General features: G+C 33.3%; 22 protein-coding genes. 12 read left to right on the top strand and 10 right to left on the bottom strand.

Annotated elements, in window-relative coordinates:
* Positions 1-140 precede the first annotated feature (140 nt).
* From GQR97_RS15100 to GQR97_RS15115, 4 genes are all read left to right on the top strand, one after another.
* Entirely contained in the window at positions 141-986 is an 846-nt protein-coding gene (locus GQR97_RS15100; RefSeq protein WP_158849859.1) for a transglutaminase-like domain-containing protein, read from the top strand.
* Between the two features lie 159 nt (positions 987-1,145).
* Positions 1,146-1,646 (top strand): hypothetical protein, encoded by a 501-nt coding sequence (locus GQR97_RS15105; protein WP_158849861.1) that lies wholly within the window; start codon positions 1,146-1,148, stop codon positions 1,644-1,646.
* Positions 1,647-1,710: 64 nt separating this feature from the next.
* The gene (locus GQR97_RS15110; RefSeq protein WP_158849863.1) at positions 1,711-2,316 is read left to right on the top strand and encodes a thiamine diphosphokinase; all 606 of its coding nucleotides are present in this window, start codon (positions 1,711-1,713) and stop codon (positions 2,314-2,316) included.
* Between the two features lie 26 nt (positions 2,317-2,342).
* The gene (locus tag GQR97_RS15115; RefSeq protein ID WP_158849865.1) at positions 2,343-2,741 is read left to right on the top strand and encodes an ACT domain-containing protein; all 399 of its coding nucleotides are present in this window, start codon (positions 2,343-2,345) and stop codon (positions 2,739-2,741) included.
* 87 nt (positions 2,742-2,828) lie between these two features.
* Here the strand turns inward: GQR97_RS15115 and GQR97_RS15120 are convergent, their stop codons facing one another.
* Entirely contained in the window at positions 2,829-5,519 is a 2,691-nt protein-coding gene (locus GQR97_RS15120; protein WP_158849867.1) for a TonB-dependent receptor, read from the bottom strand.
* 236 nt (positions 5,520-5,755) lie between these two features.
* On the opposite strand from GQR97_RS15120, the gene ychF reads away from it, so the two are divergent.
* The 5 genes from ychF to GQR97_RS15145 all read left to right on the top strand — a co-directional run bounded on the left by ychF (position 5,756) and on the right by GQR97_RS15145 (position 12,897).
* Positions 5,756-6,850, top strand: a complete 1,095-nt coding sequence (gene ychF / locus GQR97_RS15125; RefSeq protein ID WP_158849869.1) for a redox-regulated ATPase YchF — start codon at positions 5,756-5,758, stop codon at positions 6,848-6,850.
* A 271-nt stretch (positions 6,851-7,121) separates the two neighbouring features.
* Positions 7,122-8,027 carry a DMT family transporter gene (locus tag GQR97_RS15130; RefSeq protein WP_158849871.1) on the top strand — a complete coding sequence of 302 codons (906 nt, stop codon included), beginning with the start codon at positions 7,122-7,124 and terminating at the stop codon, positions 8,025-8,027.
* Positions 8,028-8,144: 117 nt separating this feature from the next.
* Complete coding sequence (locus GQR97_RS15135) at positions 8,145-9,998, top strand: DNA topoisomerase IV subunit B (protein ID WP_158849873.1); 1,854 nt, start codon at positions 8,145-8,147, stop codon at positions 9,996-9,998.
* Positions 9,999-10,143: 145 nt separating this feature from the next.
* Positions 10,144-10,281, top strand: coding sequence for a hypothetical protein (locus GQR97_RS15140; protein ID WP_158849875.1), 138 nt, complete (start codon positions 10,144-10,146; stop codon positions 10,279-10,281).
* A gap of 9 nt (positions 10,282-10,290) precedes the next feature.
* Complete coding sequence (locus tag GQR97_RS15145) at positions 10,291-12,897, top strand: DNA gyrase/topoisomerase IV subunit A (protein WP_158849877.1); 2,607 nt, start codon at positions 10,291-10,293, stop codon at positions 12,895-12,897.
* Positions 12,898-12,921: 24 nt separating this feature from the next.
* On the opposite strand, the gene miaA is transcribed toward GQR97_RS15145, so the two are convergent.
* From miaA to GQR97_RS15185, 8 genes are all read right to left on the bottom strand, one after another.
* Positions 12,922-13,836 (bottom strand): tRNA (adenosine(37)-N6)-dimethylallyltransferase MiaA, encoded by a 915-nt coding sequence (gene miaA / locus GQR97_RS15150; protein WP_158851851.1) that lies wholly within the window; start codon positions 13,834-13,836, stop codon positions 12,922-12,924.
* Between the two features lie 206 nt (positions 13,837-14,042).
* A complete protein-coding gene (locus tag GQR97_RS15155; protein ID WP_199269863.1) occupies positions 14,043-14,864 on the bottom strand; it encodes an ion transporter in 822 nt (273 codons plus the stop codon).
* 27 nt (positions 14,865-14,891) lie between these two features.
* The gene (locus GQR97_RS15160) at positions 14,892-16,859 is read right to left on the bottom strand and encodes a DUF3857 domain-containing protein (RefSeq protein ID WP_158849879.1); all 1,968 of its coding nucleotides are present in this window, start codon (positions 16,857-16,859) and stop codon (positions 14,892-14,894) included.
* A gap of 3 nt (positions 16,860-16,862) precedes the next feature.
* Positions 16,863-18,227, bottom strand: a complete 1,365-nt coding sequence (locus tag GQR97_RS15165) for an exonuclease domain-containing protein (RefSeq protein ID WP_158849881.1) — start codon at positions 18,225-18,227, stop codon at positions 16,863-16,865.
* 80 nt (positions 18,228-18,307) lie between these two features.
* A complete protein-coding gene (locus GQR97_RS15170) occupies positions 18,308-18,973 on the bottom strand; it encodes a YggS family pyridoxal phosphate-dependent enzyme (RefSeq protein WP_158849883.1) in 666 nt (221 codons plus the stop codon).
* 22 nt (positions 18,974-18,995) lie between these two features.
* Positions 18,996-19,613: a M23 family metallopeptidase gene (locus GQR97_RS15175; protein ID WP_158849885.1), complete on the bottom strand. Its 618-nt coding sequence runs from the start codon at positions 19,611-19,613 to the stop codon at positions 18,996-18,998.
* A 4-nt stretch (positions 19,614-19,617) separates the two neighbouring features.
* Positions 19,618-20,505, bottom strand: coding sequence for a 3-hydroxyacyl-CoA dehydrogenase family protein (locus tag GQR97_RS15180; protein ID WP_158849887.1), 888 nt, complete (start codon positions 20,503-20,505; stop codon positions 19,618-19,620).
* Positions 20,506-20,583: 78 nt separating this feature from the next.
* A complete protein-coding gene (locus tag GQR97_RS15185; protein ID WP_158849889.1) occupies positions 20,584-21,543 on the bottom strand; it encodes a Gfo/Idh/MocA family protein in 960 nt (319 codons plus the stop codon).
* Between the two features lie 157 nt (positions 21,544-21,700).
* Between GQR97_RS15185 and GQR97_RS15190 the strand changes: the two genes are divergently transcribed.
* Positions 21,701-22,342: a protein-L-isoaspartate(D-aspartate) O-methyltransferase gene (locus GQR97_RS15190; RefSeq protein ID WP_158849891.1), complete on the top strand. Its 642-nt coding sequence runs from the start codon at positions 21,701-21,703 to the stop codon at positions 22,340-22,342.
* Between the two features lie 81 nt (positions 22,343-22,423).
* Here GQR97_RS15190 and GQR97_RS15195 read toward each other — a convergent pair whose 3' ends face one another.
* A complete protein-coding gene (locus tag GQR97_RS15195) occupies positions 22,424-23,629 on the bottom strand; it encodes an aminotransferase class I/II-fold pyridoxal phosphate-dependent enzyme (RefSeq protein ID WP_158849893.1) in 1,206 nt (401 codons plus the stop codon).
* Positions 23,630-23,787: 158 nt separating this feature from the next.
* Between GQR97_RS15195 and GQR97_RS15200 the strand changes: the two genes are divergently transcribed.
* Entirely contained in the window at positions 23,788-24,246 is a 459-nt protein-coding gene (locus GQR97_RS15200) for an Lrp/AsnC family transcriptional regulator (RefSeq protein WP_158849895.1), read from the top strand.
* A 141-nt stretch (positions 24,247-24,387) separates the two neighbouring features.
* On the top strand, positions 24,388-24,924 hold the full coding sequence (locus GQR97_RS15205; protein WP_158849897.1) for a hypothetical protein: 537 nt from the start codon (positions 24,388-24,390) through the stop codon (positions 24,922-24,924).
* Positions 24,925-24,929 lie beyond the last annotated feature (5 nt).

The following is a 24,929-nucleotide window of genomic DNA, read 5'->3' on the forward strand; positions in this document are numbered from 1 at the left end:
ACTAAAAAGAGAATTTATGTAGAGCAATGTTGCAAATTTGAACTTTTAAAAATAAGCATTGATTTAAGTTTTATTCGTGATAAGGATATTACATACTTTTCGATGTTTTTTAAATAATGTAATTAATAAAACCATTTGAGATGAAATTTAGTGTAAAAAGTTCCTTATCGTATATTGTAAGTAGTCCAACGACTTTTATTTTTAATATTCATGCTTTAAGCACCGCGAGTCAAACGGTTTTAGAAGAAAATTTGGTTATTGAACCCTCTATTAATCATGAAATTTTTACTTCCCATGATGGTAGTTCTAAATTTATGAGATTAAAGATACAAGAACCTTGTGATTTTTCAATGTCTTACTCGGCAGTTGTAGATATGAATTATAAGGTTATTGATGAAAGTAATTCTGAAAATTTGGTGTCTGTTGTAGAACTCGATAGCTATATTGCTTCTTTTCTTTATCCAAGTCGATATTGCCAGTCTGATAAGTTAATGAAGTTTTCTTTTAAGGAATTTGGACATTACGTATCTGTTTATGATAGAGTTTTAGCAATAACGGAATGGATTTATAATAATATTGAATACACTAGCGGTAGTACCGATTCTCAAACTTCGGCAATAGATACGGTTACGGAACGTGTTGGTGTTTGTCGAGATTTTGCACATTTAGGTATTGCACTTTGTAGAGCGTTATCCATTCCGGCTAGGTATTTTACTGGTTATGCATATCAATTAAATCCGCCAGATTTTCATGCTTGTTTTGAAGCCTATATCAATGGCGATTGGATAATATTCGACTCCACTAAATTAGTAGCTTTAAACGGACTTGTAAAAATTGCAAATGGTAGAGATGCCGCAGATTCTGCCGTTGCTAGTATTTTTGGAAATGCTGTAGGCACCTCAGTCAATGTGGATTGTCAAGTCATGGATAATTCTTTTCAACCTTTTGTTTATAGTGGTAATCAAAAAGGTATTTCTTTTCAATAAAAAGATGCTTATTAAAAATAATAAAATTCCTAAGTTTGCGCTTAGGTTTTTTATGTGACATTTAGTTGAAAACGTCTAAAAGTTATTTAGGCGCTTTTTTTTTGTTCCGATTAAACCTTTACACAATAGTTTAGTCAAATCCCAAAAAAAAATATAGTTATGACCAAGAAATGGATGCGTATAATACATCGTTATTTAGGATTTTTTTTAATCGGAGTAATGATTGTTTACTCATTAAGTGGAATTGTTTTGATTTTTAGAAACACAGATTTTCTAAAGAGTGAAATCGCTGTAGAAAAAACTATAAAGCCCAACTTAAAAGGTGAAGCTATTGGTCGTGCTTTAAAAATAAAACGATTTAGAGCAGAGAAAACAGAAGGCGATTTAATTTTATTTAAAAATGGCCAATACAATAAAACTACAGGTTTAGCAAAATACACTAATAAGGAATTACCTTATATGTTAGATAGAATGACGCATTTACACAAAGCCACATCGGCAGAACCTTTATTTTGGTTGAATGTGTTTTGCGGAGTTTCGCTTTTCTTTTTTGCAATATCATCTTTTTGGATGTTTATGCCTAAAACTAAAATTTTCAAAAAAGGTATGTTTTTTACTGTTTTTGGCGTGGTGTTAACTCTAATTATGCTGTTTCTTTAATACTATGGTTTATTAAGAAAAAATATAGAAATTTATGTCCTATAACTTTCTTATTTTTGTTTAGATGAATACAGAACAAGTATGTTTGTTTTTAAACGGCGAACAACCAAAGTCTATTCCAAATTTAAAAAACTATAAAATGGTTTGTGCCACAGATGGCGCTTACACGTTTTTAGAAGCAAATAATATTGTTCCGCACTTTATTAGTGGCGATTTCGATTCTATTAAAACCATTCCTGAAACTGTTGAAGTGATCCATACACCTAATCAGGATTTCACAGATTTTGATAAGGTTTTACAAATTCTTTCTGATAAGGGATTTAAAACAGTTCATGTTTTTGGCGCAAGCGGGAAGGAGCAAGATCACTTTTTAGGAAACCTACACACAGCACTGCAATGGAAAGCAAAGCTCGATTTAACTTTTTTCGATAATCATGGCTATTACTTTTTAGCTGATAAATCTTCGGAAATTAAAAATTGCTTAAATAAAACGGTATCATTAATTCCATTACCAGAAGCTACAGGTATTGTTACCGTAGGTTTACAGTATGCTTTAAAAAATGAGAGTTTGGCTTTCGGAGATCGCATAGGAACTCGAAATAAGGCTATAGAAAATAATATTTCGATAACTTTTAAAACAGGAAATTTGTTTTTATTCATTAATGATTAAAAATTTGTTTTATTGAAAATTGGTACATGAGTGCAGAAAAAAACTTATCGGAATTAATAAAAAATATGACACCAAAATTAAATGATGGTGTTTACGTTTTTGTGACGTTGAAAGATTATAATTTGGTAGATAGAAAAGATACTATTGCTGAGTTTAAAGAAGCTGAAGGCTTAACCGTTATTATTGAAAAAACTAAGGCAGACAAACTAAGTTTAGATTATGCTTATGAAGCAAGTTGGATTACGCTACAAATACATTCATCATTAGAAGCTGTGGGGTTAACGGCGGTATTTTCTTCAGAGTTAGCCAAACATAGTGTAAGCTGTAACGTGGTTGCAGGCTATTATCACGATCATATTTTTGTAGATAAAAAAGATACAAAAACAGCTGTGGAGGCTTTAATTAATTTATCAAAAAGCTATTGAAAATTCACTCATTTAATAGATTATAAAACATAAAAAAAGCCGAGCAATTTTGCTCGGCTTTTTGATGTAATCTATTTAAAATCCTTTTTATAATTTAAAGTTTAATCTAGCAAAAGCATACGTACCATCAGATCCCATTTGAACAGAATCGGCTAAACCACCTTGATCTGTCCATCCATCAAATTGTGGAGTCGGGTAGGTGTTAAATAAATTGTTTGCACCAATACTTAACTTTAGTTTTTCTGAAATTTGATAACCTAAGCTTAAATCTACAATTAAAGCAGCCTCATAAACATCGGTAGCTACAGGGAAAAGAGCATCTGCTTCAGCTTGCGTTGTTGGAGGGGAATCTACCCATTGAAAATCTTGAAGGGTTACTTCACTAAACTGTGTTAAAGCTACCGAAGCGTTGAATTTTTTGTTGGTATATCCAAGATTTAAACCAAATTTATAATCGGGAGCAGCCGCTTTTAAATAAGCCTGAGAAAATGGCCCGAAGAACGTAAATTCATTTAAATCACCGTTGTGAATGTCTTTTATCTTTAAATCATTTAAGTTACCTATTAAATCCACTTGAATTTTACCCTCGTCACCTACGCTAGTTCCGTAACCTAAAACAATATCTAAACCATTGGTTCTAGTATCTACACCATTAGCGAAAAACTGCGCTGCATCTACATTTAAAGGTCCTAAAACAGTTTGATCTGTAAAATTATCTGTTAAAATAATACGATCGTCAACCGAAATGGAATACGCATCGATAGTTGCTGTAAAACCACCTTGCTTATAAGTAAACCCAATACTTGCGTTAAAGGCTTTTTCTTCATTTAATTGTCCAATACCAAAAGCTTTAGTTACCGTGCTATTATTAGCAGATAATAAAGAAGGCACAGAGGTTCCTGCAACAATATTGGTGAATTTTAGGTTGTAATATAATTGCGCTAAAGATGGTGCTCTAAAACCTGTAGAAATAGATCCTCTTAAACTAAAGTTGTCAGTAACTTTTAATCTACTTGCTAATTTTCCGTTAAAGGTATTTCCGAAGTCACTGTATTTTTCAAAACGTAAAGCTGCGGCAAACATAAGCTGCTCAGAAACATTAAGTTCCGTATCAAAATAAATACCATAATTGGTTCGGCTTCTATCTACTTCGTTATCTGGGCTATAACCTGGGAAGCCTTGAGAGCTTCCAGATAACACATCGTCGTTAGTATCTGTAGCAACTGTTTGTACAGCTGGGTTTGTAATGATGACTCCATTATTATCATAAAGCCCATAAGAAGCTTCTTCACCTGCAAAAATTCCAAAATTTTCAGTTCTATATTCAAAACCAAAAGCTAAACTTAAGCCAGAAGCTACATCATCTAAATATTTATTGAAATCTAAACCTGTGGTGTTTTGAGATAAGAAATGGCCACCTGCATCAAAATCTGTAGGAGATAAATCTTTCATAGAGGCATTGTTACTGTCCTTTATATAATAGTGAAAAAAGTTTCTTCCGAAGGTGTTATTAAAATCTACATTCCAACCATTTTCCATTTCATGTCTTACACCAACGGAAACAGAAACATCTGTAATATTAGAGGTGATTCTAGGCGTAAATCCGTTAGGATATAAGCTAGGTACCGATCTGTTATCGCCATTTGCAAAACTATCTCTAGAAAAGGCATAAGCATCGGTATCTCTATAATTCCTACCACCAAAGGCATAAATTTCGGTGTTATCATTAATAGGCAAAGCAGAGTTAATCATAAAGTTAAAACCATCAACACCAGCACTACCGTAGCCTTGTCTCCAAGAAAATCCTGGTCTTAACGTATTTTGTCTAGATAAAAATTCTGTTGTAAAATTCATGTAACCACCAGCATCATTTAAAGATACACCATAATTAGCATCAATTTTTACAGTTTCACCATCCCAACTTTTACTTTTACCATCTAGGCGATTTTCACCTTCAACATTACTTAAGGTTTCGCCCGTTGCGTCTTCCCAACCTTCACCAATAGCTGTGCTGTATGCACCGTAAGTGATTCCGCCGGTAAAACCATCGGTGTTATCTTTTAAAACAATATTTATAACACCAGCAATCGCATCCGAGCCATATTGCGCTGAAGCTCCATCTCTTAAAACCTCAATACGTTTAATGGCATTGGCAGGAATAGCGTTTAAATCTGTTCCAGAATTTCCACGTCCACGCGTTCCAAAAATATTTACTAAACTCGATTGGTGTCTACGTTTTCCATTAATTAAAACTAAAGTTTGATCTGGACCTAAACCACGTAAAGATGCTGGAACAATATGGTCGGCCCCATCAGATCCCGATTGTTTACTGGCGTTGAATGAAGGTGCAGCATATTGTAAAATCTCATTCACTTCAACTTTTCCGGTGTTAGAAGCAATATCCGCAACATTAATAACATCTACTGGAACAGCCGTATCTATTGCAGTTCGTTTCGGGCTACGAGAACCTACTAGCATCACTTCGTCTAGACTTACGCCATCTTCCAAAGTCACTTCAATAGTTGTACGATTGTTTACGTTTACTTCTTTAGAATTGTATCCAATATAGCTAAATATAAGCGTTGCACTGCCGCTGGCTGAAATACTAAAGTTTCCATCAAAATCAGAAATTGCGCCATTTCCAGTGCCTTTTTCAACAACGTTAACTCCTGCTATTGGAATTCCTGATGCATCGGCAACATTGCCTTTTACGACTTGCTGTGCGTACGAAAACATAAAGCTTCCTAAGCACAGTATTAATGTGTAAAGTTTTCTCATAATTATATTAATTTGGTTTTGAGTTATTTATAGCTAATATATGTTAAAATTTTATTAACACTATTTGGTTTTGTGTTAAAAAACTGATGCATATGTTGTTTAATTGATATTTTATTGAGTTATGTTTGGTATTTGAGGTGAAAAAATAAATATAGAAATACTATCAATATACCCTATATTTGCACTCGAAAAATATAGGTTCCCAGCTTTATGGGAATGATAAAATACATATTTCAATGAAAGCAGGCATCGTAGGATTACCAAACGTAGGGAAATCGACTTTATTTAATTGTTTATCTAACGCAAAAGCGCAAAGTGCAAACTTTCCGTTTTGTACTATTGAACCTAATATTGGAGTGGTTAATGTGCCAGACCCACGTTTAGAAAAATTAGAAGAATTAGTAGTTCCAGAACGTGTGCAGCCGGCAACTGTAGAAATTGTAGATATTGCAGGTTTAGTAAAAGGTGCAAGTAAAGGTGAAGGTTTAGGAAATCAGTTTTTAGCTAATATTCGTGAAACTGATGCGATTCTTCATGTGTTGCGTTGTTTTGATAACGATAATATTATACACGTTGATGGGAATGTAGATCCAATTCGCGATAAAGAAACTATCGATATGGAGCTTCAACTTAAAGATTTAGAGACCGTTGATAAAAAACTTGATAAAGTAAAACGTGCTGCAAAAACTGGAAATAAAGAAGCTCAAAAAGAAGAAGCTGTTTTATTGAAAATTAAAGCGGCCTTAGAATCTGGTGTATCGATTCGTGCTTTAGAGTTTTCAGATGAAGATAATGCCGATTTTGTAAAACCATCGCAATTTATTACAGATAAGCCTGTAATGTATGTTTGTAATGTAGATGAAGGCGCAGCCGTTTCTGGAAATGCTTACGTAGATTTAGTGCGTGAGGCTGTAAAAGATGAAAATGCAGAAGTTTTAGTTTTAGCTGTTGGTACGGAAGCGGATATTAATGAATTAGACGATTACGAAGAACGTCAAATGTTTCTTCAAGATATAGGTTTAGAAGAAGCAGGAGCTGCAAAATTAATTCGTTCGGCTTATAAGTTATTAAACCAACAAACGTATTTCACAGCAGGTGTGAAGGAAGTTCGTGCATGGACGGTGGATATAGGAGCTACAGCTCCACAAGCAGCAGGTGTAATTCATACCGATTTTGAAAAAGGATTTATTCGTGCCGAAGTTATCGGGTACGAGGATTTTGCAAGCTACGGTAGTGAAGCTAAAGTAAAAGAAGCAGGTAAAATGCGTGTTGAAGGTAAGAATTACATTGTTAAAGATGGCGATGTGATGCATTTCTTATTCAACGTATAAAACATATAATTATAAATTTAAAAAACTTCATTTCTAATCTTAGTAATGAAGTTTTTTTATGTCTAAATTTTAAGCTTTTAGATACTATAGGTAGGTTTAATCTTTAAATCACTGATGGATGGCATAGAGATGCTAATTTCGGATTAAAATTGAAGTAAATAGCGCTTTTTAACGTCGATCATGAAGAATATATTGTGAAAAACATATTTTGGATGTCGTAATTCTAATACTTTTTAAAGAATTATCAATAAATGAATTCTAATTTAGAGCCATGCAAACAACAAAAAAGTTTTGGTCTGGTATTGCAATAGGTGTTTTAGGCATTGTATTGTTTTCTTCAAAAGCCGTTATGGTAAAATTAGCCTACAACTATAATGTAGATGCTATTAGCGTTTTGTTATTACGTATGTTATTTTCATTTCCGTTTTATGTAGTTATCGCTATACTATATAGAAATAAAAATAATGGAGTAGAGGTTAAAAAAGCCGATTATAAATGGTTGTTATTCTTTGGGTTTGTTGGTTATTATTTAGCGAGTTATTTCGGTTTTGTAGGTTTAACGTATATAAAAGCTAGTTTAGAGCGCATTATTTTATTTTTATATCCAACAATTGTTATTTTGTTAAATCGTGTGTTCTTGAAACAAGCAATCTCAAAAATACAGGCTATTGCTATTGGCTTAACCTATATAGGTATTATAATCGCGTTTTCCGAAGAAGTTAATGTATCAGGCTCAGAAGCTTATTTAGGTGGTTTCTTTATTTTGTTAAGCGCCATAACCTATGCCTCGTATTTGGTAGGTAGCGGCTGGTTAATTCCGCGGTTTGACGTTGTTAAATTCACGGCTTATGCTATGTTAGTATCTTGTGTTTGTGTGTTTATTCATTACGGGTTTATTGGGGAAATGGATGTATTCGGGTTTCCTTGGCAAGTTTATGGTTTAGGTTTTTTAATAGCTATTTTTGCCACTGTAATTCCATCATTTTTAGTCTCTTTATCTATAAAAATGATTAGCTCGTCCAATTTTGCTATTGTAGCAGGTATTGGTCCTATTTCAACTATAATATTAGCATCAATTTTCTTAAATGAATCTTTAACGATGTTGCAGGTTTTTGGAGCTTTAATAGTTATTGGTGGTATTGTGTTTATGTCTATTAAAAACCGACAAAAGGATTAAAAGTACTGTATCAACAATAAAAAAAACGTATTGTTAATTACTTTGTTTGCATGCTATTCTATTTTTTATTTACTTGTGCTATCTTAGCTTTTTATACACAAAAATCACGAAACCTTAATGGCAGAAGAATCTAACTATACCGAAGATAATATACGCTCACTCGACTGGAAGGAACATATTAGAATGCGCCCGGGTATGTATATTGGAAAACTTGGTGATGGTAGTTCTCCAGACGATGGGGTTTATATCTTGCTAAAAGAGGTTCTCGATAACTCGATAGATGAGTTTGTAATGGGAGCTGGTAAAACCATTGAAATCTCCATTCAAGGTGTAAAAGTTACTGTTCGCGATTATGGTCGTGGTATTCCTTTAGGAAAAGTGGTTGATGTGGTTTCTAAAATGAACACGGGTGGTAAATACGATTCTAAAGCCTTTAAAAAATCGGTTGGTTTAAATGGAGTAGGTACCAAGGCTGTTAATGCGTTATCATCGTTTTTTAGAGTAGAATCTACACGCGATAATAAAAGCGCTTCCGCGGATTTTTCTCAGGGAAACCTAACAAACGAGGAGTTTTTAGATGAAACATCTCGCCGAAAAGGAACCAAAGTATCCTTTATTCCTGATGAAATTATCTTTAAGAAATATAAGTATAGAAACGAGTATATTATTAAAATGCTTAAAAACTATGTGTATTTAAACCCAGGTTTAACTATAGTTTTTAATGGCGAAAAATATTTCAGTGAAAACGGTTTAAAAGATTTATTAGCTGAAAAAATAAACGAATCAGATCTATTATATCCTATTATTCATCTTCGTGGTGATGATATTGAAGTAGCATTAACACACAGTAAAACTCAGTATAGCGAAGAATATAATAGTTTTGTAAACGGACAGAATACCACACAAGGTGGAACGCATTTAACTGCTTTTCGGGAAGCATTGGTAAAAACCATTCGTGAATTTTATGGTAAAAACTACGATGCTTCGGATATTAGGAAGTCTGTTGTTTCTGCTATTGCTATTAAAGTAATGGAACCTATTTTCGAAAGTCAGACTAAAACTAAATTAGGTTCTACAGATATGGGAGGTGAATTACCTACGGTACGAACCTATATCAACGATTTTCTTAAAAAGTATTTAGACAACTATTTACATAAAAATACGGATACAGCTGATAAAATTCAACGTAAAATTCTCCAAGCAGAGCGTGAGCGTAAAGAGCTATCAGGTATTCGTAAATTAGCTAAAGATCGTGCTAAAAAGGCAAGTCTTCATAATAAAAAGTTGCGTGATTGTCGTGTGCATTTTGGTGATACTAAAAATCCGAAAAACCTAGAAAGCACTTTGTTTATAACAGAGGGAGATTCAGCTTCGGGAAGTATCACAAAATCGCGAGACGTAAACACTCAGGCGGTATTCAGTTTAAAAGGGAAACCTTTAAATTGCTATGGACTAACAAAAAAAATTGTTTACGAAAACGAAGAATTTAATTTATTACAGGCTGCATTAAATATTGAAGAAACACTTGAAGATTTACGTTATAATAACGTGGTGATAGCAACAGATGCCGATGTCGATGGGATGCACATTCGTTTATTACTTATTACATTCTTTCTTCAGTTTTTTCCAGAAGTTATAAAAGAAGGACACCTATATATTTTACAAACACCATTATTTCGTGTTCGAAATAAAAAAGAAACTATTTATTGTTATTCTGAAGATGAGCGCCGCAGTGCTATAGAAAAATTAAAACCAAAGCCAGAAATTACCCGATTTAAAGGTTTAGGTGAAATTTCTCCTGATGAGTTTCAGCACTTTATTGGTGAGGATATTAGGTTAGACCCAATTATGCTAGATGATAATATGTCTATTGAAGATTTATTGTCCTTTTACATGGGGAAAAATACGCCAACGCGACAAGAATTTATAATAGATAACCTTAAAGTAGAATTAGATTTAATAGACGAATAACATTTTTGTATTATCATATTAAGATTTTATGTGTTTAAATTTAATTATTTCGTAATTTTGCAGCGAAATATTAAAAATACTCATAAATCTCTTGTTTTCAGCTTGTTTTGATTGCAGTCTGGAATTAAGAACAAAAAACCTTATAATGATGTTATATACTAAAGAAAAAAGCAAAGCAAAAAAACGTTCCTACGAATACTTATACATCCATGATGTAACTAGTAAAGCGAAGAAACGAAGAGAAATTGGACGTGTTACCCTTAGCGGTAAACCAAAAGAGTAATAATTTTTAATGACAGAAGACCAAAACGACGATTTAATTAATAGCCAAGACGAACCGCAAGAAACCATTACTCGAGTTACGGGTATGTATAAAGATTGGTTTTTAGATTATGCATCTTACGTAATTTTAGAACGCGCAGTTCCTGCGATAGAGGACGGATTTAAACCTGTGCAACGCCGTATCATGCATTCTATGAAAGATTTAGATGATGGGCGTTATAATAAGGTAGCGAATATTGTTGGGCATACTATGCAGTATCATCCTCACGGAGATGCTAGTATTGCAGATGCGATGGTTCAAATTGGTCAAAAAGACATGTTAATTGATACTCAAGGAAACTGGGGGAATATTTTAACAGGTGATCGTGCGGCAGCTTCGCGTTATATTGAAGCTCGTATTTCGAAATTTGGTCTCGATGTTGTTTTTAATCCTAAAATTACCGAGTGGCAAGCGAGTTACGATGGAAGAAGAAAGGAACCTGTAAATTTACCGGTGATGTTCCCATTGTTATTAGCGCAAGGAGGAGAAGGTATTGCGGTAGGGTTATCTACCAAAATATTACCTCACAATTTTATAGAACTTATTGATGCGTCTATAAAGCATTTGCAAGGTAAGCGTTTTACAATTTTACCCGATTTTCCAACCGCAGGAATAGCCGATTTTTCCAACTATAACGATGGTCTTCGTGGAGGAAAGGTTAGAGTGCGTTCTAAAATTTCTCAACTCGATAAAAACACTTTAGTTATTACCGAATTGCCATTTGGAACTACAACAACATCTTTAATCGATTCCATTTTAAAAGCGAACGATAAAGGGAAAATTAAGGTTAAAAAAATTGAAGATAATACAGCTGCACAAGTAGAAATTCTCGTGCACTTACCTTCGGGGTTATCTCCAGATAAAACAATAGATGCGCTATATGCTTTTACAAGTTGCGAGTCGTCAATTTCACCATTAGGTTGTGTTATTGAAGATAATAAGCCGCTTTTTGTTGGAGTAACAGAAATGCTTAGAAGAAGTACAGATAATACGGTAGATCTTTTAAAGCAAGAATTGGAAATTCGTTTAGGTGAATTTGAAGAGCAATGGCATTTTGCTTCATTAGAACGTATTTTTATTGAAAATAGAATTTATCGTGACATTGAGGAAGAAGAAACTTGGGCAGGTGTTATAAGCGCCATAGATAAAGGACTGAAACCTTATACAAAACATTTAAAACGTGCTGTAACCGAGGAGGATATTGTGCGTTTAACCGAAATACGAATTAAACGTATTTCAAAATTTGATATTGATAAAGCACAACAAAAAATTGATGCTTTAGAGGAGTCAATTGCAGAAATTAAGCATCATTTAGCGCATCTTATTGATTACGCTATTGCCTATTTCAGACGTCTTAAGAAAGAATATGGAGAAGGACGTGAACGTAAAACAGAAATTAGAACTTTTGATGATGTTGATGCAACAAAAGTAATAATTCGAAATACAAAACTCTACGTTAATAGGGAAGAAGGTTTTATTGGAACCTCATTAAAGCGAGATGAATACGTTGGTGATTGTTCTGATATTGATGATATTATTGTGTTTACCAAATCGGGAATCATGATGGTGACTAAAGTGGATAGCAAAACCTTTATAGGTAAAGGTATTATTCATGTGGCTATCTTTAAAAAGAAAGATAAGCGTACCATTTACAACATGATTTATCGTGATGGTAAAGGGGGACCGTCTTATATAAAACGCTTTGCTGTTACTTCGGTAACTCGAGATAGAGAGTACGATTTAACCAACGGAAATAAAGGTTCTGCATCATTATACTTTTCTGCAAATCCTAATGGTGAAGCAGAAGTTGTTTCGATTTCATTGCGTCAGGCAGGAAGTATTAAGAAATTAAAGTGGGATATCGATTTTTCAGATATCTTAATAAAAGGGCGTGCTTCAAAAGGAAATTTAGTGACTAAATTTCCTATAAAACGTGTAGAATTAAAAGAGAAAGGTGTTTCAACCTTAAAACCTCGTAAAATTTGGTTTGATGATACGGTGCAACGTTTAAATGTTGATGGTCGTGGTGAGCTTATTGGTGAATTTAGAGGTGAAGATAAACTATTGATTATCAATCAGTCTGGTTTGATTAAAACGGTAACACCTGAGGTTACCATGCATTTTGATGACGATATGATTGTCATGGAAAAGTGGATACCAAATAAACCTATTTCAGCTGTGTATTTTAATGGTGAAAAGGAAATGCATTATGTTAAACGTTTTTTAATTGAGCAAGAAGGTAAAGAGGAATATTTTATTTCCGATCATCCAAGCTCGGTGTTAGAAATTGTATCTACAGATTGGAAACCTATAGCAGAGATTGTATTTGCGAAAGAAAGAGGTAAAGACCGAAAAGATAATTTAGAAATTAACTTAGAAGAATTTATTGCTATAAAAGGTTTAAGTGCTTTAGGTAATCAATTAACAAAAGAAAAAGTGAATCAGGTAAATTTATTGGAGCCGATTCCTTTTAAATCTCCTGAAGAAGTTCATGCTGAAAATTTAGAGGTTAGTAATAATGATGATGATGGGGATTCAAATCCAGAGGATGAATCAGATCAAACTACTTTATTTTAATTGTGCTTGCTCTAAAAATTATAATTAGAGCATGTTTTCGGTTATTTTATTAATAATAGCATCTAAATCACTTTCATAATCAAACCAAAGTGTGTTTTCATTTCTTTTAAACCAGGTAAGCTGACGTTTTGCGAAACGGCGCGTATTCTTTTTAATTTCTGAAATCGCAAAATCTAGAGTCCATTCTTCATTTAAATATTGAAATAATTCTTTGTAGCCAACTGTGTTTAGGGCATTCAGTTTTTGGTATTGAAGTAGTGTTTTAACTTCATCTAATAAACCTTGATTTATCATGATTTCTACACGCTGATTTATGCGATTGTAAATCAGTTCACGATCGGCAGTTAAACCAATAGTTATAGTTGTAAAAGGCCGCTTATTTTTTTCCTTATTTAGAAAAGAAGAATACGGTTTTCCGCTTCCAATACAAACTTCTAGTGCACGAATAACACGGTGAGGATTGTCTATGGCTATGTTATTATATGATGCTATATCTAACTCTTTAAGTTGATTTTGTAAAAAATCTAACCCGTTGTTTTCTAAAGATTTGTTTAGCGCTTCTCGAACTGAAGGTTCAACTTCAGGAAAGTAGTCTAGTCCTTTTGTTACGGCATCATTATAGAGTCCTGAGCCTCCAACCATAATAGCTACATCATGATTTTCAAAAAGAGTCTCTAAGCAACTTATCGCATCCTTCTCAAAAGCCCCAACATTGTAATTGTCTTGGATAGATTTATGATGGATAAAATGATGTTTTGCCCCTGCAAGTTCTTCAGGGGATGGCGCTGCTGTACCTATTTGCATTTCTTTGAAAAACTGACGAGAATCGGCCGAAATAATTTCGGTTTTAAAATGATGTGCTAGTTTTATACTTAATGCTGTTTTTCCTATGGCTGTAGGGCCAACAATGGAAATAAGATATTTTGATGTTGTATTGATAAGTATTCTTTTTTTAGAGTTATCAAAAATAGATAAAAGTCTCGGATTTTTTGAAGGAAAAGGAAAAGTATTAGCTTGGCAAGTTTATGCTGTCTTTTAGTCTTTAGAAAATAATATATAAGTTGCTAAACGTTTATTTAAAATAAGAGTCAATGAAATACAGTCTGATTTAATAGGGGTAGCGTTAAAAAGTATATTTACAAAATTTAAAATTTATGCCCGCAATTATAACAAAAATCAGCGTTGTCTTTATGGCCTTCAGCAGAGCAATTTGGGCAAGATTGTGTGTTAATTTCAGGTTTTTTTTCTGATACTTTAGATAATTCCGCTGTTACAATTCCAGTTGGAACCGCAATGATGCCGTAACCTAAAATCATGACTATAGATGCTATTAATTGTCCCATTGGAGTTTGTGGTGCAATATCTCCATAACCAACTGTTGTTAGGGTTACAATACACCAATACACGCTTTTTGGGATATTTGTAAAGCCGTTTTCTTCACCTTCTACCATGTACATTATAGTACCTAGAATGACGGATATAATAACAACAGCAAATAAAAATACCGATATTTTTACACGACTAGCCTTAATGGCAGTAAGTAAATTATTTGATGCGCCAAGATAGCGACCCAATTTTAATATTCTGAACACTCGTAATAATCGTAAGGCTCGAAGTGCTACCAAAGCGTGTGTTCCTGCAAAGAGCAGTGATAGGTATTTGGGAATTGTAGATAGTAAGTCGATAATACCATAAAAACTAGTGATATAATGTAATGGTTTTTTTACTGTAGCAATGCGCGCTATGTATTCTATGGTAAAAAGTATCGTAACAATCCATTCGCAAATATCTATTATAGTGTGGTATTTACTATCTATACTATTTACGCTTTCGAGCATAACGAGTAGGATACTGGCAATTATAACAATAAGGAGTACAACATCGAAAAGTTTACCTTCCGGCGTGTCTGCCTCATAAATAATTTCATGAAGACGGGTTTGCCAATGTTTTTTTTGTTTTTGACTCATAATGATTCAAAAGTAAGGAATGATTTCTTATTTTCTCCTTAATAATATTAGTGAATTTGTTTGAATATCTACCACCTTATTCATAAACTCTTTTAAATATGGGTAATAGGCTGGCGGGTATAAAGCATTATTAAATCTTATTTTGAGCATAAGTTGTAAATAATCTTCTTGAGCTACCGATGAAAAAGAAACGACGCCTTTATTGTTTGGTATGGTAAGATTTACATTTTTTGGTGTTTCGGAAATCTCAAATTTTTCAGGATCGAAATTTAATTTTAATGTATAAAAATAAGTATCAGGATATCCAAAATCTATCGGGTAGGAGCGTTCTTGAAGTTTAAACGGATTGGTTGAGAAAAATTTAACAATAAAAGGATTTAGATATAAGAGATCGGCGCTGCTATTATCAAATTCAAAAGAGATATCATAAGCTTCGCTAAATTTATCACTCGTTTGCCCTTCACTTAAAACTTCATAGTTGTTTATTTCAAGATTCGGGTATTTGTCTTCCAAGTTATCTATGTAGGCATCACTATTTTTGTAATATTCTTTTTTAGAAGATAAGGCGTGGTAGCCCGTTTTATTTGTTTTTATAACCCCGTTAATACTAGCATTTTCATTTAAGGTTAGCATTGTTGAGTACATGGTTGCTGTATGAGTTTTTGGTACAATATCGACCCATTCGCTTCCGTTTTTAAAATCTAAAACACGGCCTTTATCATTCAAGCACCTAAAGGGTATTTCTCCAAAGCTTAAAAATTTATCGGTAGCATCTAAAAAATAGGTTTCGTTATTTATAGTTGCCTGAACTATTAAGTAGTTAAAATCTGAAATTACAGGGTAAATGGTTGTAGGAAATCCGTTATTTCTAGTAGAAAGTAGAACAGGTTTTACCTCGATATTGGCCTCTCTTAAAATATTATGTAATAAGATGTTTATTGAAGAAACATTGCCAGAATTCGTTTTTAGTAGTTCTTTTATAGAAACATCTTTAAAAATTTTATAATCACCGTTCCATGTATAGTTATTCTGTGTGTATTTATAAATGGCTTCGGCTTTTTTTAAGATGTCTGTTTCTGCGATAACACCAGGGCTTAAAAGCTCTTCTAATTTTATTGATTTTTTGATTTGACGTCCAATTTCTTTTTCGGTTCTAAACTCTCTATCAACATCTTTCCATGTTTTTGTGTAGTGTTTGATAGATCCGTCCGGACCTCTAAATGTTTTTAGCTCGTATTCAATTCGTGCTAAATAGTTGCTTTTAGTGGTCATGTAATCTTCTTCAATAAAAGCAGGAATGTTTTTCATGCCATATGTGCTGTTACCACAATCGGCGGTAGCTCCGTTTCGCATTACCAAACATTCTTTTTTAATTACAGACTCATTTACGTCAAGTTTTTCTTGTCCTACAAGCTTTATATTATATAGCCAATTACCAGGAATACTTGCTTTATATTCGCTATAAAGTTTTGGAATATCGCTTTGAAAATCCCAACCATGGTATTTAAACATAAATGGCGAAATTATTTCATAACTATAAGTTATTACCGATCCTTCTTTTATGTTTGGTAAAGTGAATTTAACGATATTGTAATTTTCATTGTAGACTTCGGTATAAATATTTTTTTTTAAAAGATGACTTTTAACCATTTCACCACTGACTTCGTTATAAGTTGTGGCTTCAATATGCTCTACTTCTTTTTTACTGTCTTTAGATTTGTATAAGTAAATAGTAACGTTTGCGTGATTGAAACCCTCTTTATTCAGTATTTTTATTTTGTGCTTTATTTGGGTGTGAAGGTCGTAATCTTCCTTGTCAACATAACTATTGCCTTGCTCGTAAATAACAATGGCATTTGCAGAGGAGTCTTTTGCGAATGTTCTAGTTTGTAAATCTTCAAGAGTAACATCAAAGCTTTCTGAATTATAAATTTCTTCTTGAGCAGAGATTAGTAAAGTGTTTAATAGAAAGAGGAATAGTGCAGCTTGCTTCATGTATTAGTCGAAGTTTATTATTTTTATGCGCTTGTTTTTTCGAATATAATTTTTAATAATATGCTGTGCATCTCGGTTGTTTTCCATAGGTGTAATAATGGATTCGAGTACTTTTATATTGTTAATCTGATAGTTTAGATTGAAGAATCCAAGTCCTTTAAAAACACCATTTTCTATTAAAATAGCAGTGCGTTCATCAATATCACGACCTCTATCAATAATTACCATGTTTTTCTTGGCGTAACTGTGTTTTTCAATTAACGCATTTACTCTTTTATTGTATGATTCCGGAGCTTCTTTTTGAATACAAGCCCCTTTGCAAGCTTTTATATCGTAACTAAAACAGCTAGTTTTGGTTTTATAAAGTCCAGCTAATTTTTGGCAGAGTTCATATTCTTCAACAACGTTAGCTAAAAAACTTTTTGCACTCTGTCTGTTAGTAAATGTTGTTATGTTTTTTTTACGGCCATCGGCCACATCAATTTTTAAATTAATATAGTTGTTTTCGTCAACAAAACTATATAAAGCATGTGTAAAGATGGATCGTCGTAAAGCTCTGTTAAATAGCGGTTTGTTTTGTTTTATTTCTTCATTTTCTTTAAGGAGTGCAACAAGTTCACTTCCTGTAGATTCGTAGGTTACATCGCTTACTAATCTTTGTAATTTTTTTGACTTTGAATTCGTTCCGGTAAAGTGTTGGTTAAGTCTTTTTTTAATATTATTACTTTTCCCTATATAGATGATATCGCCTTCAGCATTATGAATGTAATAGACACCGGTAGCGGAAGGAAGACGGTCTAATATATTTAAGAATTTAGAATCGAGTTTGTTTTTTTGATTCAGTTTTATGGATTTCTGAATAATACTTTTTGTAGTATCCTTGGTAAGTAATAGCTTAAAAAGTTTAACTGTTGCTAATGCGTCTCCAGAAGCGCGGTGTCTATCTGTTACTGGAATACCAAGCGACCTAACAAGTTTACCCAAACTATAAGACGGCTGATCTGGAATTAAATCTTTGGAAAGCTCTACCGTACAAAGTGTTTTACGTTTATAATCGTAGCCTAATCTCCTAAATTCAGTACCTAAAATACGATAATCGAACTGGGCATTATGTGCAATTAGAATACAATCTTCGGTAATTTCTATGATACGTTTTGCTACTTCATAAAACTTTGGAGCATCGCGTAGCATATTGCTGTTTATGCCTGTAAGATTGACTACAAATGGCTGTATTTCACGTTCTGGGTTTACAAGGCTGATAAATTGATCGACCACTTCATGACCGTCGAACTTATAAATGGCTATTTCGGTAATACCTTCTTCGTTAAATTTGCCACCTGTTGTTTCTATATCTACTATTGCGTACAAATGCTTTTCTTTTAGAATTCAGTCGTATTCGGTTGGCAGTCTTCAGTCATCCGTTTTTTTATACTTCTGTTAATTTCCTTTTAATAATTTCTTAACCCAAATATACTACTTCCAACGCGAACCATAGTACTTCCAGATTGAATTGCTAATTTATAATCGCCACTCATTCCCATGGAAATGGTTGTAAATGCGCTGTTATCAGGATGTATTTCTTTTAAACTATCAAAATTTGATTTCAATAATTTGAATTCGGTTTCAACCTGCGATTCATTATCAGTAAAAGTTGCCATACCCATAACACCAGTAATTCTAATGTTTTTTAATGTTGAAAAATCTTCGGATTGAAGAATTTCTAAAGCGTCATTTGGAGATAAGCCAAATTTAGAATCTTCCGAAGCTATCTTTATTTGAAGTAAACAATCTATAATTCTATCGTGTTTTTGGGCTTGTTTGTTTATCTCTACTAATAATTTGTAATTATCTACACCATGAATTAAAGCAACAAAGGGGGCCATGTATTTTACTTTATTTCGTTGTACATGCCCAATCATGTGCCATTGAATATCTTTCGGCATGGTTTCGTGCTTATCGGCCATGTCCTGAATTTTGTTTTCACCAAAAATACGTTGACCAACATTGTATGCTTCCATTAAATCGGGAACAGGTTTAGTTTTAGAAACCGCTACAAGTGTTACGTGTTCTGGTAAAGTTGATTTTATTTCAAGGAGGTTTTTACTAATACTCATTTGGTTTGTTGTTAATCTATTATTAATTATTCTTAATAAACAAAGTAGGGTCTATGTATCCCTTTGTAATATTCGAATAACCATTGCCGATATCTAACTCTATGGAATCTCTAATTTCTAGATGTAAATGAGCTAAATACACACCGTTACAGTTGCCTATAGTCGCTATTTTGTCTCCACGTTTTACAAATTGGTTCTGTTTAATTAAAATAGTATCGCAATGTGCGTATACCGATTGGTATAATTTGTTTTTAAAAAAATGATTAATTCTCACTACGTTTCCCCAACCGCCTTTGTAGTTTTTGGTTTCCATAATATAGCCGTTACTAATAGAGTAGATGGTGTCGCCTAAATCGGAATTACCACCTTTAATGCCATTCCAATCGTCGCCTAAATGGGAGTTTTCTTGAAACTTCTGAGCATTATAATACCCTTTTGCATTTGGTTTCCCTACGGGGAAATCGAACTTTACCGATTTATAATCAGGTGTGTTTTGAAATAGTGAAGTGTATTTCTCTTTTAAAGTTATTTGTTTTTTAACCGCTACTTGTGCTATCTCAATTTTTGGTATACCGCTTTTTTCTTTGCATGAAAGAAATATTAAATTTGTTATTATTATAAGAATCGGTAGTCTAGACATAATATTATAAAAACTGTTTCGATACTTTTTCTGCTTTTCTACTTTCAGAATAATCATAAAAACCCTCACCCGATTTTACACCAAGTTTTCCAGCATTTACCATATTAACCAATAAAGGGCACGGTGCATATTTAGGGTTTTTAAATCCGTTATACATCACATTTAATATCGATAAACAAACATCTAAGCCAATAAAATCTGCTAATTGTAATGGTCCCATTGGGTGCGCCATACCGAGTTTCATTACGGTATCAATTTCATTTACGCCAGCAACGCCATTATAAAGTGTTTCTATAGATTCATTTAGCATGGGCATTAAAATGCGGTTGGCAACAAAGCCAGGGTAATCGTTAACTTCAACAGGGGTTTTACCTAATTTAACAGATAAATCCATGATGGTTTTTGTTACCTCGTTACTTGTGTTGTAGCCTCTAATAATTTCAACCAGTTTCATAATAGGCACCGGATTCATAAAATGCATGCCGATCACGTTTTCTGGTTTCGCGGTAATTGCAGCAATTTGTGTTATAGAAATAGAGGAGGTGTTGGTTGCTAAAATTGTATTATCGTCGCAAGTATCACTAATTTGTTTAAATATTTTTAATTTTAAATCTAGATTTTCGGTAGCTGCTTCAACCACCAAATCGGTGTTTTTTACTCCTTCTGGGATTGAAGTATAAGTTGAAATATTGGCAAGTGTACTCGTTTTATCAGTTTCGCTTATTTTTTCCTTTATAACCATGCGATCTAAATTTTTCGCAATAGTTTCTAAGCCTTTTTTTAAAGCATTTTCACTAACATCAATTAAGTTTACAGTAAAACCACTTTGTGCAAAAGTATGCGCAATACCATTTCCCATGGTTCCTGCGCCAATAACTGCTATGTTTTTCATTCTAATAATGTGTTTTAATTCCGCGTAAGCGAAAACCTTCTAATATTTAGAATATTAAAAATTTAAAGCGTTTTTATGTTAAAAACATTCAATAATTTGAGTTGCAACGCGTAGCGCTTCCGTACCGTCGTGCAATGTTACAACAGGAGTTGTGTTTGTGTTTATGGCGTGAGCAAAAGTTTCTAATTCATCTAAAATAGAATTGTTATCGGCAACTTTAGGGTTATCAAAATAAATTTGTTTTTTAACACCTTCTGCATTTTGCAAAACCATATCGAAATCACCAGGAGTTTCTGGAGCATCTTTCATTTTAACAACTTCACACTTCTTTTCTAGAAAATCGACAGAAATATAAGCGTCTTTTTGAAAGAAACGCGCTTTTCTCATTTTTTTAAGTGAAATTCTACTCGCAGTAAGATTGGCAACACAGCCATTTTCGAACTCTAAACGTGCATTTGCTATATCTGGTGTATCGCTAATAACCGAAACACCACTGGCAGAAATATGTTTTACTTTAGATTTTACAACACTTAAAATAATATCGATATCATGTATCATTAAATCTAATACCACAGGTACATCAGTGCCACGCGGATTAAACTCTGCTAACCGGTGTGTTTCAATAAACATTGGTGATTTAATTTCGTCTTTTACTGCTAAATAAGCAGGGTTAAACCGCTCTACATGACCAACTTGGCCACGTAAATTATGATCGGCTAAAAGCTGTCTAATGTGTTCGGCCTCTTCAACCGTATTGGTAATAGGTTTTTCTATAAAAACATGTTTTCCTTTTGCTATAGCTTGTTTAGCGCAATCGTAATGCGATAGGGTTGGCGTTACAATATCCACCATATCAACAGCATCAATTAGCTCGTCTATAGAATTGAAAAATTTGTATCCAAATTCAGCTTCTACAAGCTTTCCATTAGCTTCATCGGCATCATAAAACCCGACAAGATTATATTTTTCTGATTGATTAAGTAGTCTTAAATGAATTTTTCCAAGATGACCAGCACCAAGTACTCCAGCGTTTAGCATAATATATAGGTTTTCAACAAAAATAACATAATTAAGACTTCAATTTACTTAATTACGCTTAAAATTTTACGTAATTTTTACTAAAAATAATTTCTATAAAAAATGCTTTCTGCTTAAAAATGTTTGACTAATTTTAGCCTTTAAAACTTCGCAAGCATTGAAAGACACTTTTAAACATCAGGGATTAAGGCAGCAATTGGTTAATATATTAAAAAAGAAAGGTATAACCGATCCTTCTGTATTGGGTGCTATTGGTAAAATTCCTCGACATTTATTTATGGATTCTAGTTTTTTAGATCATGCTTACCAAGATAAAGCGTTTCCTATTGCAGCCGATCAAACCATATCTCAACCCTATACCGTGGCTTTTCAAAGTGAATTAATGAAAATTAAGGCGGGACATAAAATTTTAGAAATTGGTACGGGTAGTGGCTATCAAACGGCTGTTTTGTGCGAATTAGGCGCAAAAGTATTCAGTATTGAGCGCCAAAACGAACTGTTTAAAAAAACAAGCAAATTTTTACCAAAATTAGGCTATCGTGCTAAAAAACTCATTTTTGGAGATGGTTATATAGGTTTAAAAACCGAAGCGCCTTTTGATAGTATTATTGTAACAGCAGGTGCGCCATTTGTGCCAAGGCCTCTGTTAAGCCAGTTAAAAATAGGAGGAAGACTTGTTATTCCTGTAGGCGACGATGTGCAGATTATGACACTTTTTATTAGAAAAGGGCAAAAGGAATTTGAGCAAGAAGAATTTGGTGAATTTCGTTTTGTGCCTTTATTAGAAGATAAAAATTAGGCTTTAGTTATAGCTATTCATGCCTTTTAGTATGAATTCACGAATTTGATGTTTCTAATTTGTGAATTCATAGCTGTTTTTTTATTCAGAAAGTACTCCAATTTCAATCATACAGGTTTTCATGATTTCAAAACTTCGTTCGATATCGTGATCTAAACCAATTGAAAACCGTATTAATCCATTAGATAATCCCATTTCTTTTTGTTCTGCTTCAGGTATTTCTGAAGATGTTGAACTTCCAGGTGTGCTAAACAGCGTTTTGTAAAAGCCAAGACTTACCGCTAGATAGCCTAAGTTTTTATGTTGCATGAGTTCCATAAGTGCATTCGCTTTTTCCGCAGAGCCAACATCTATAGTTAGCATGCCTCCAAAACCGTAAGCTTCATTCATTATGCTTTTAAATAAATTGTGAGATGGATGCGAGGCTAAACCTGGATAAACCGTTTTTAAACCTAAATTCTCAAAATTTTCGGCCAAAAATAAAGCGTTTTTACTGTGCTGTTGCATCCTTATATGCAAGGTTCTTAAGTTTTTTAAAATAGACGAAGCCCGTAAACTATCCATGGTAGCGCCTAGTAGCATAGATGCGCCGCTATTTACGTTTCTTAAATCGTTAATAAGCTCTTGTGTACCACAAACCACACCGCCAACAGTATCGCTAGAGCCGTTTATAAATTTTGTTAAACTATGGATTACTACATCCGCACCTAAAATGGCAGGGGAAATAGATAGTGGCGAAAACGTGTTATCTACCACCAATTTTAAGTTGTGTTTTTTTGCTATAGCAGCTAAACCCTTAACATCAGCAACTTCTAATAACGGGTTGCTCACCGATTCGCAATACAATACTTTGGTATGTTTTGTAATGGCGGCTTCAACTAATTCTAACCTTGTAATATCAACAAAGCTGGTTTTTATATTAAAACGAGGTGTAAAGTTTTTTAAAAAAGCATAAGTACCACCATAAATAGTTCGGCTAGAAACTATATGGTCTCCGCTATTACATAATTGTAGTAAAACAGGGGTGATAGCACCCATTCCCGAAGCCGAAACGTTAGCGGTTTCTGTGCCTTCCATAGCAGCTAAAGCTTCGCCTAAATAAAGATTAGTAGGCGAGGAGTGGCGCGAATATAAATAGCAGCCATCGGCATTGCCATCAAACGTATCGAACATGGTTTTTGCGGATAAAAAAGTATATGTAGACGAATCTGAAATTGAAGGGTTAACACCTCCGAATTCTCCAAAATATTGTAAATCCTGAATATTATTTGCGGGTTTAAAAGCCATAAAGTTTGTTTTATATGTTATACAAATAAGGTTATTAGTAGATTAATAAACAATAAGAATTTCTTTTAAAGGAAAATAAATCTAAGATAGCTTTATAATGCAGAATATATTTCATTACATTGTAAATTAAACCTTGTTTTAACGATATATTTTCGATTATGATTTTTGATGCTACCGATAAAAAACTGCTAGAATACCTGCAAATAGATAGTAAACAGACTAATAAGGAACTTTCTAATAAATTAAACTTATCGGTTACTGCGGTTTACGAGCGTATTAAAAAACTAGAAAAAGCAGGTTTTATCGAGAGTTATATTGCATTACTAAATAAAACGAAAATTGAGCGTGACTTTGTGGTATTTTGCCATATAAAACTCGTACAGCACAGCCAAGATTATGTGGTGAAGTTTGAAAAGGAAGTTACAAAATTAAACGAAGTGTTAGAGTGTTACCATTTAAGTGGTGAATATGATTATTTGTTAAAGGTTTTAGTTGAAGATATGGTTGCTTTTAGAGCATTTATGGTCGAAAAATTAACCACCATTAATCATATTGGGAGTACGCACAGTATGTTTGTTATAAATGAAGTGAAATATACTACAGTTATTAATTTTTAGCCGAAAATTTAGTTATTTAGCTAATATTTAAGGTTTTTCATACAGAAATAAGCTTTGTTTTCTATTAGAGCTAAACTAACTTAAGAGGCATAAATCTTTTTACTACTTTAGCGGAAATCAAACCATTTTAACCAAATAAATATGAAAAAATTAGTTTACATTATTTTGGGCTTTATTATTGGAGCCGCATTAACTTATTATTTTTGTCCAAGACCAATAGAAGAGGCGGGAGAAGCAGAAAATGAAAGAGTAGCAGTTGTTAAAAAACCAACAGGAACTATTACTATTATTGAAGCCGAAGCACTTAGCGCGAATTGGGAACAAAACAACTCGAAAGAAATAGACTCTACTATAGAGTTAGACGATAAATCTAAAAGAAAGCCTATGCGTTCTGTAATGTGGGATTTAGAAAATATTGAAGATTATATCGCTTTCGCTAAAAAGGAATCTGATACGGTAGGGTATACCATGACGGGTTTACGTGTTTACTTAGGTAATTACGGAAAAAACGGAAAGCCTGGTAAGAAAAACAGAAATACTATGTTTATTGTACCAACTGGACATAAAAACACATCTAAAGCAAGTAGTTTAAATGTATCGTTTTTTGGAGATGCCGATGACGATATCCCAGTAGACCCATTAAATGAAGGTGGTGGCGGAGAAACAGGATATCCTTGATAAAT

The organism is Algibacter sp. L1A34 (assembly GCF_009796805.1).
GTDB lineage: Bacteria > Bacteroidota > Bacteroidia > Flavobacteriales > Flavobacteriaceae > Algibacter.

Excerpts from the sequence above, each read along its gene's own strand:
- GQR97_RS15195 (WP_158849893.1), bottom strand. The coding sequence starts at position 23,629 with ATGGCTTTTAAACCCGCAAATAATATTCAGGATTTACAATATTTTGGA.
- GQR97_RS15200 (WP_158849895.1), top strand. The coding sequence starts at position 23,788 with ATGATTTTTGATGCTACCGATAAAAAACTGCTAGAATACCTGCAAATA.
- GQR97_RS15105 (WP_158849861.1), top strand. The coding sequence starts at position 1,146 with ATGACCAAGAAATGGATGCGTATAATACATCGTTATTTAGGATTTTTT.
- GQR97_RS15180 (WP_158849887.1), bottom strand. The coding sequence starts at position 20,505 with ATGAAAAACATAGCAGTTATTGGCGCAGGAACCATGGGAAATGGTATT.
- GQR97_RS15185 (WP_158849889.1), bottom strand. The coding sequence starts at position 21,543 with ATGCTAAACGCTGGAGTACTTGGTGCTGGTCATCTTGGAAAAATTCAT.
- GQR97_RS15205 (WP_158849897.1), top strand. The coding sequence starts at position 24,388 with ATGAAAAAATTAGTTTACATTATTTTGGGCTTTATTATTGGAGCCGCA.
- GQR97_RS15170 (WP_158849883.1), bottom strand. The coding sequence starts at position 18,973 with ATGAGTATTAGTAAAAACCTCCTTGAAATAAAATCAACTTTACCAGAA.
- GQR97_RS15130 (WP_158849871.1), top strand. The coding sequence starts at position 7,122 with ATGCAAACAACAAAAAAGTTTTGGTCTGGTATTGCAATAGGTGTTTTA.
- GQR97_RS15145 (WP_158849877.1), top strand. The coding sequence starts at position 10,291 with ATGACAGAAGACCAAAACGACGATTTAATTAATAGCCAAGACGAACCG.
- GQR97_RS15115 (WP_158849865.1), top strand. The coding sequence starts at position 2,343 with ATGAGTGCAGAAAAAAACTTATCGGAATTAATAAAAAATATGACACCA.
- GQR97_RS15135 (WP_158849873.1), top strand. The coding sequence starts at position 8,145 with ATGGCAGAAGAATCTAACTATACCGAAGATAATATACGCTCACTCGAC.
- GQR97_RS15110 (WP_158849863.1), top strand. The coding sequence starts at position 1,711 with ATGAATACAGAACAAGTATGTTTGTTTTTAAACGGCGAACAACCAAAG.
- GQR97_RS15175 (WP_158849885.1), bottom strand. The coding sequence starts at position 19,613 with ATGTCTAGACTACCGATTCTTATAATAATAACAAATTTAATATTTCTT.
- ychF (WP_158849869.1), top strand. The coding sequence starts at position 5,756 with ATGAAAGCAGGCATCGTAGGATTACCAAACGTAGGGAAATCGACTTTA.
- GQR97_RS15140 (WP_158849875.1), top strand. The coding sequence starts at position 10,144 with ATGATGTTATATACTAAAGAAAAAAGCAAAGCAAAAAAACGTTCCTAC.
- GQR97_RS15100 (WP_158849859.1), top strand. The coding sequence starts at position 141 with ATGAAATTTAGTGTAAAAAGTTCCTTATCGTATATTGTAAGTAGTCCA.
- GQR97_RS15160 (WP_158849879.1), bottom strand. The coding sequence starts at position 16,859 with ATGAAGCAAGCTGCACTATTCCTCTTTCTATTAAACACTTTACTAATC.
- GQR97_RS15155 (WP_199269863.1), bottom strand. The coding sequence starts at position 14,864 with ATGAGTCAAAAACAAAAAAAACATTGGCAAACCCGTCTTCATGAAATT.
- GQR97_RS15120 (WP_158849867.1), bottom strand. The coding sequence starts at position 5,519 with ATGAGAAAACTTTACACATTAATACTGTGCTTAGGAAGCTTTATGTTT.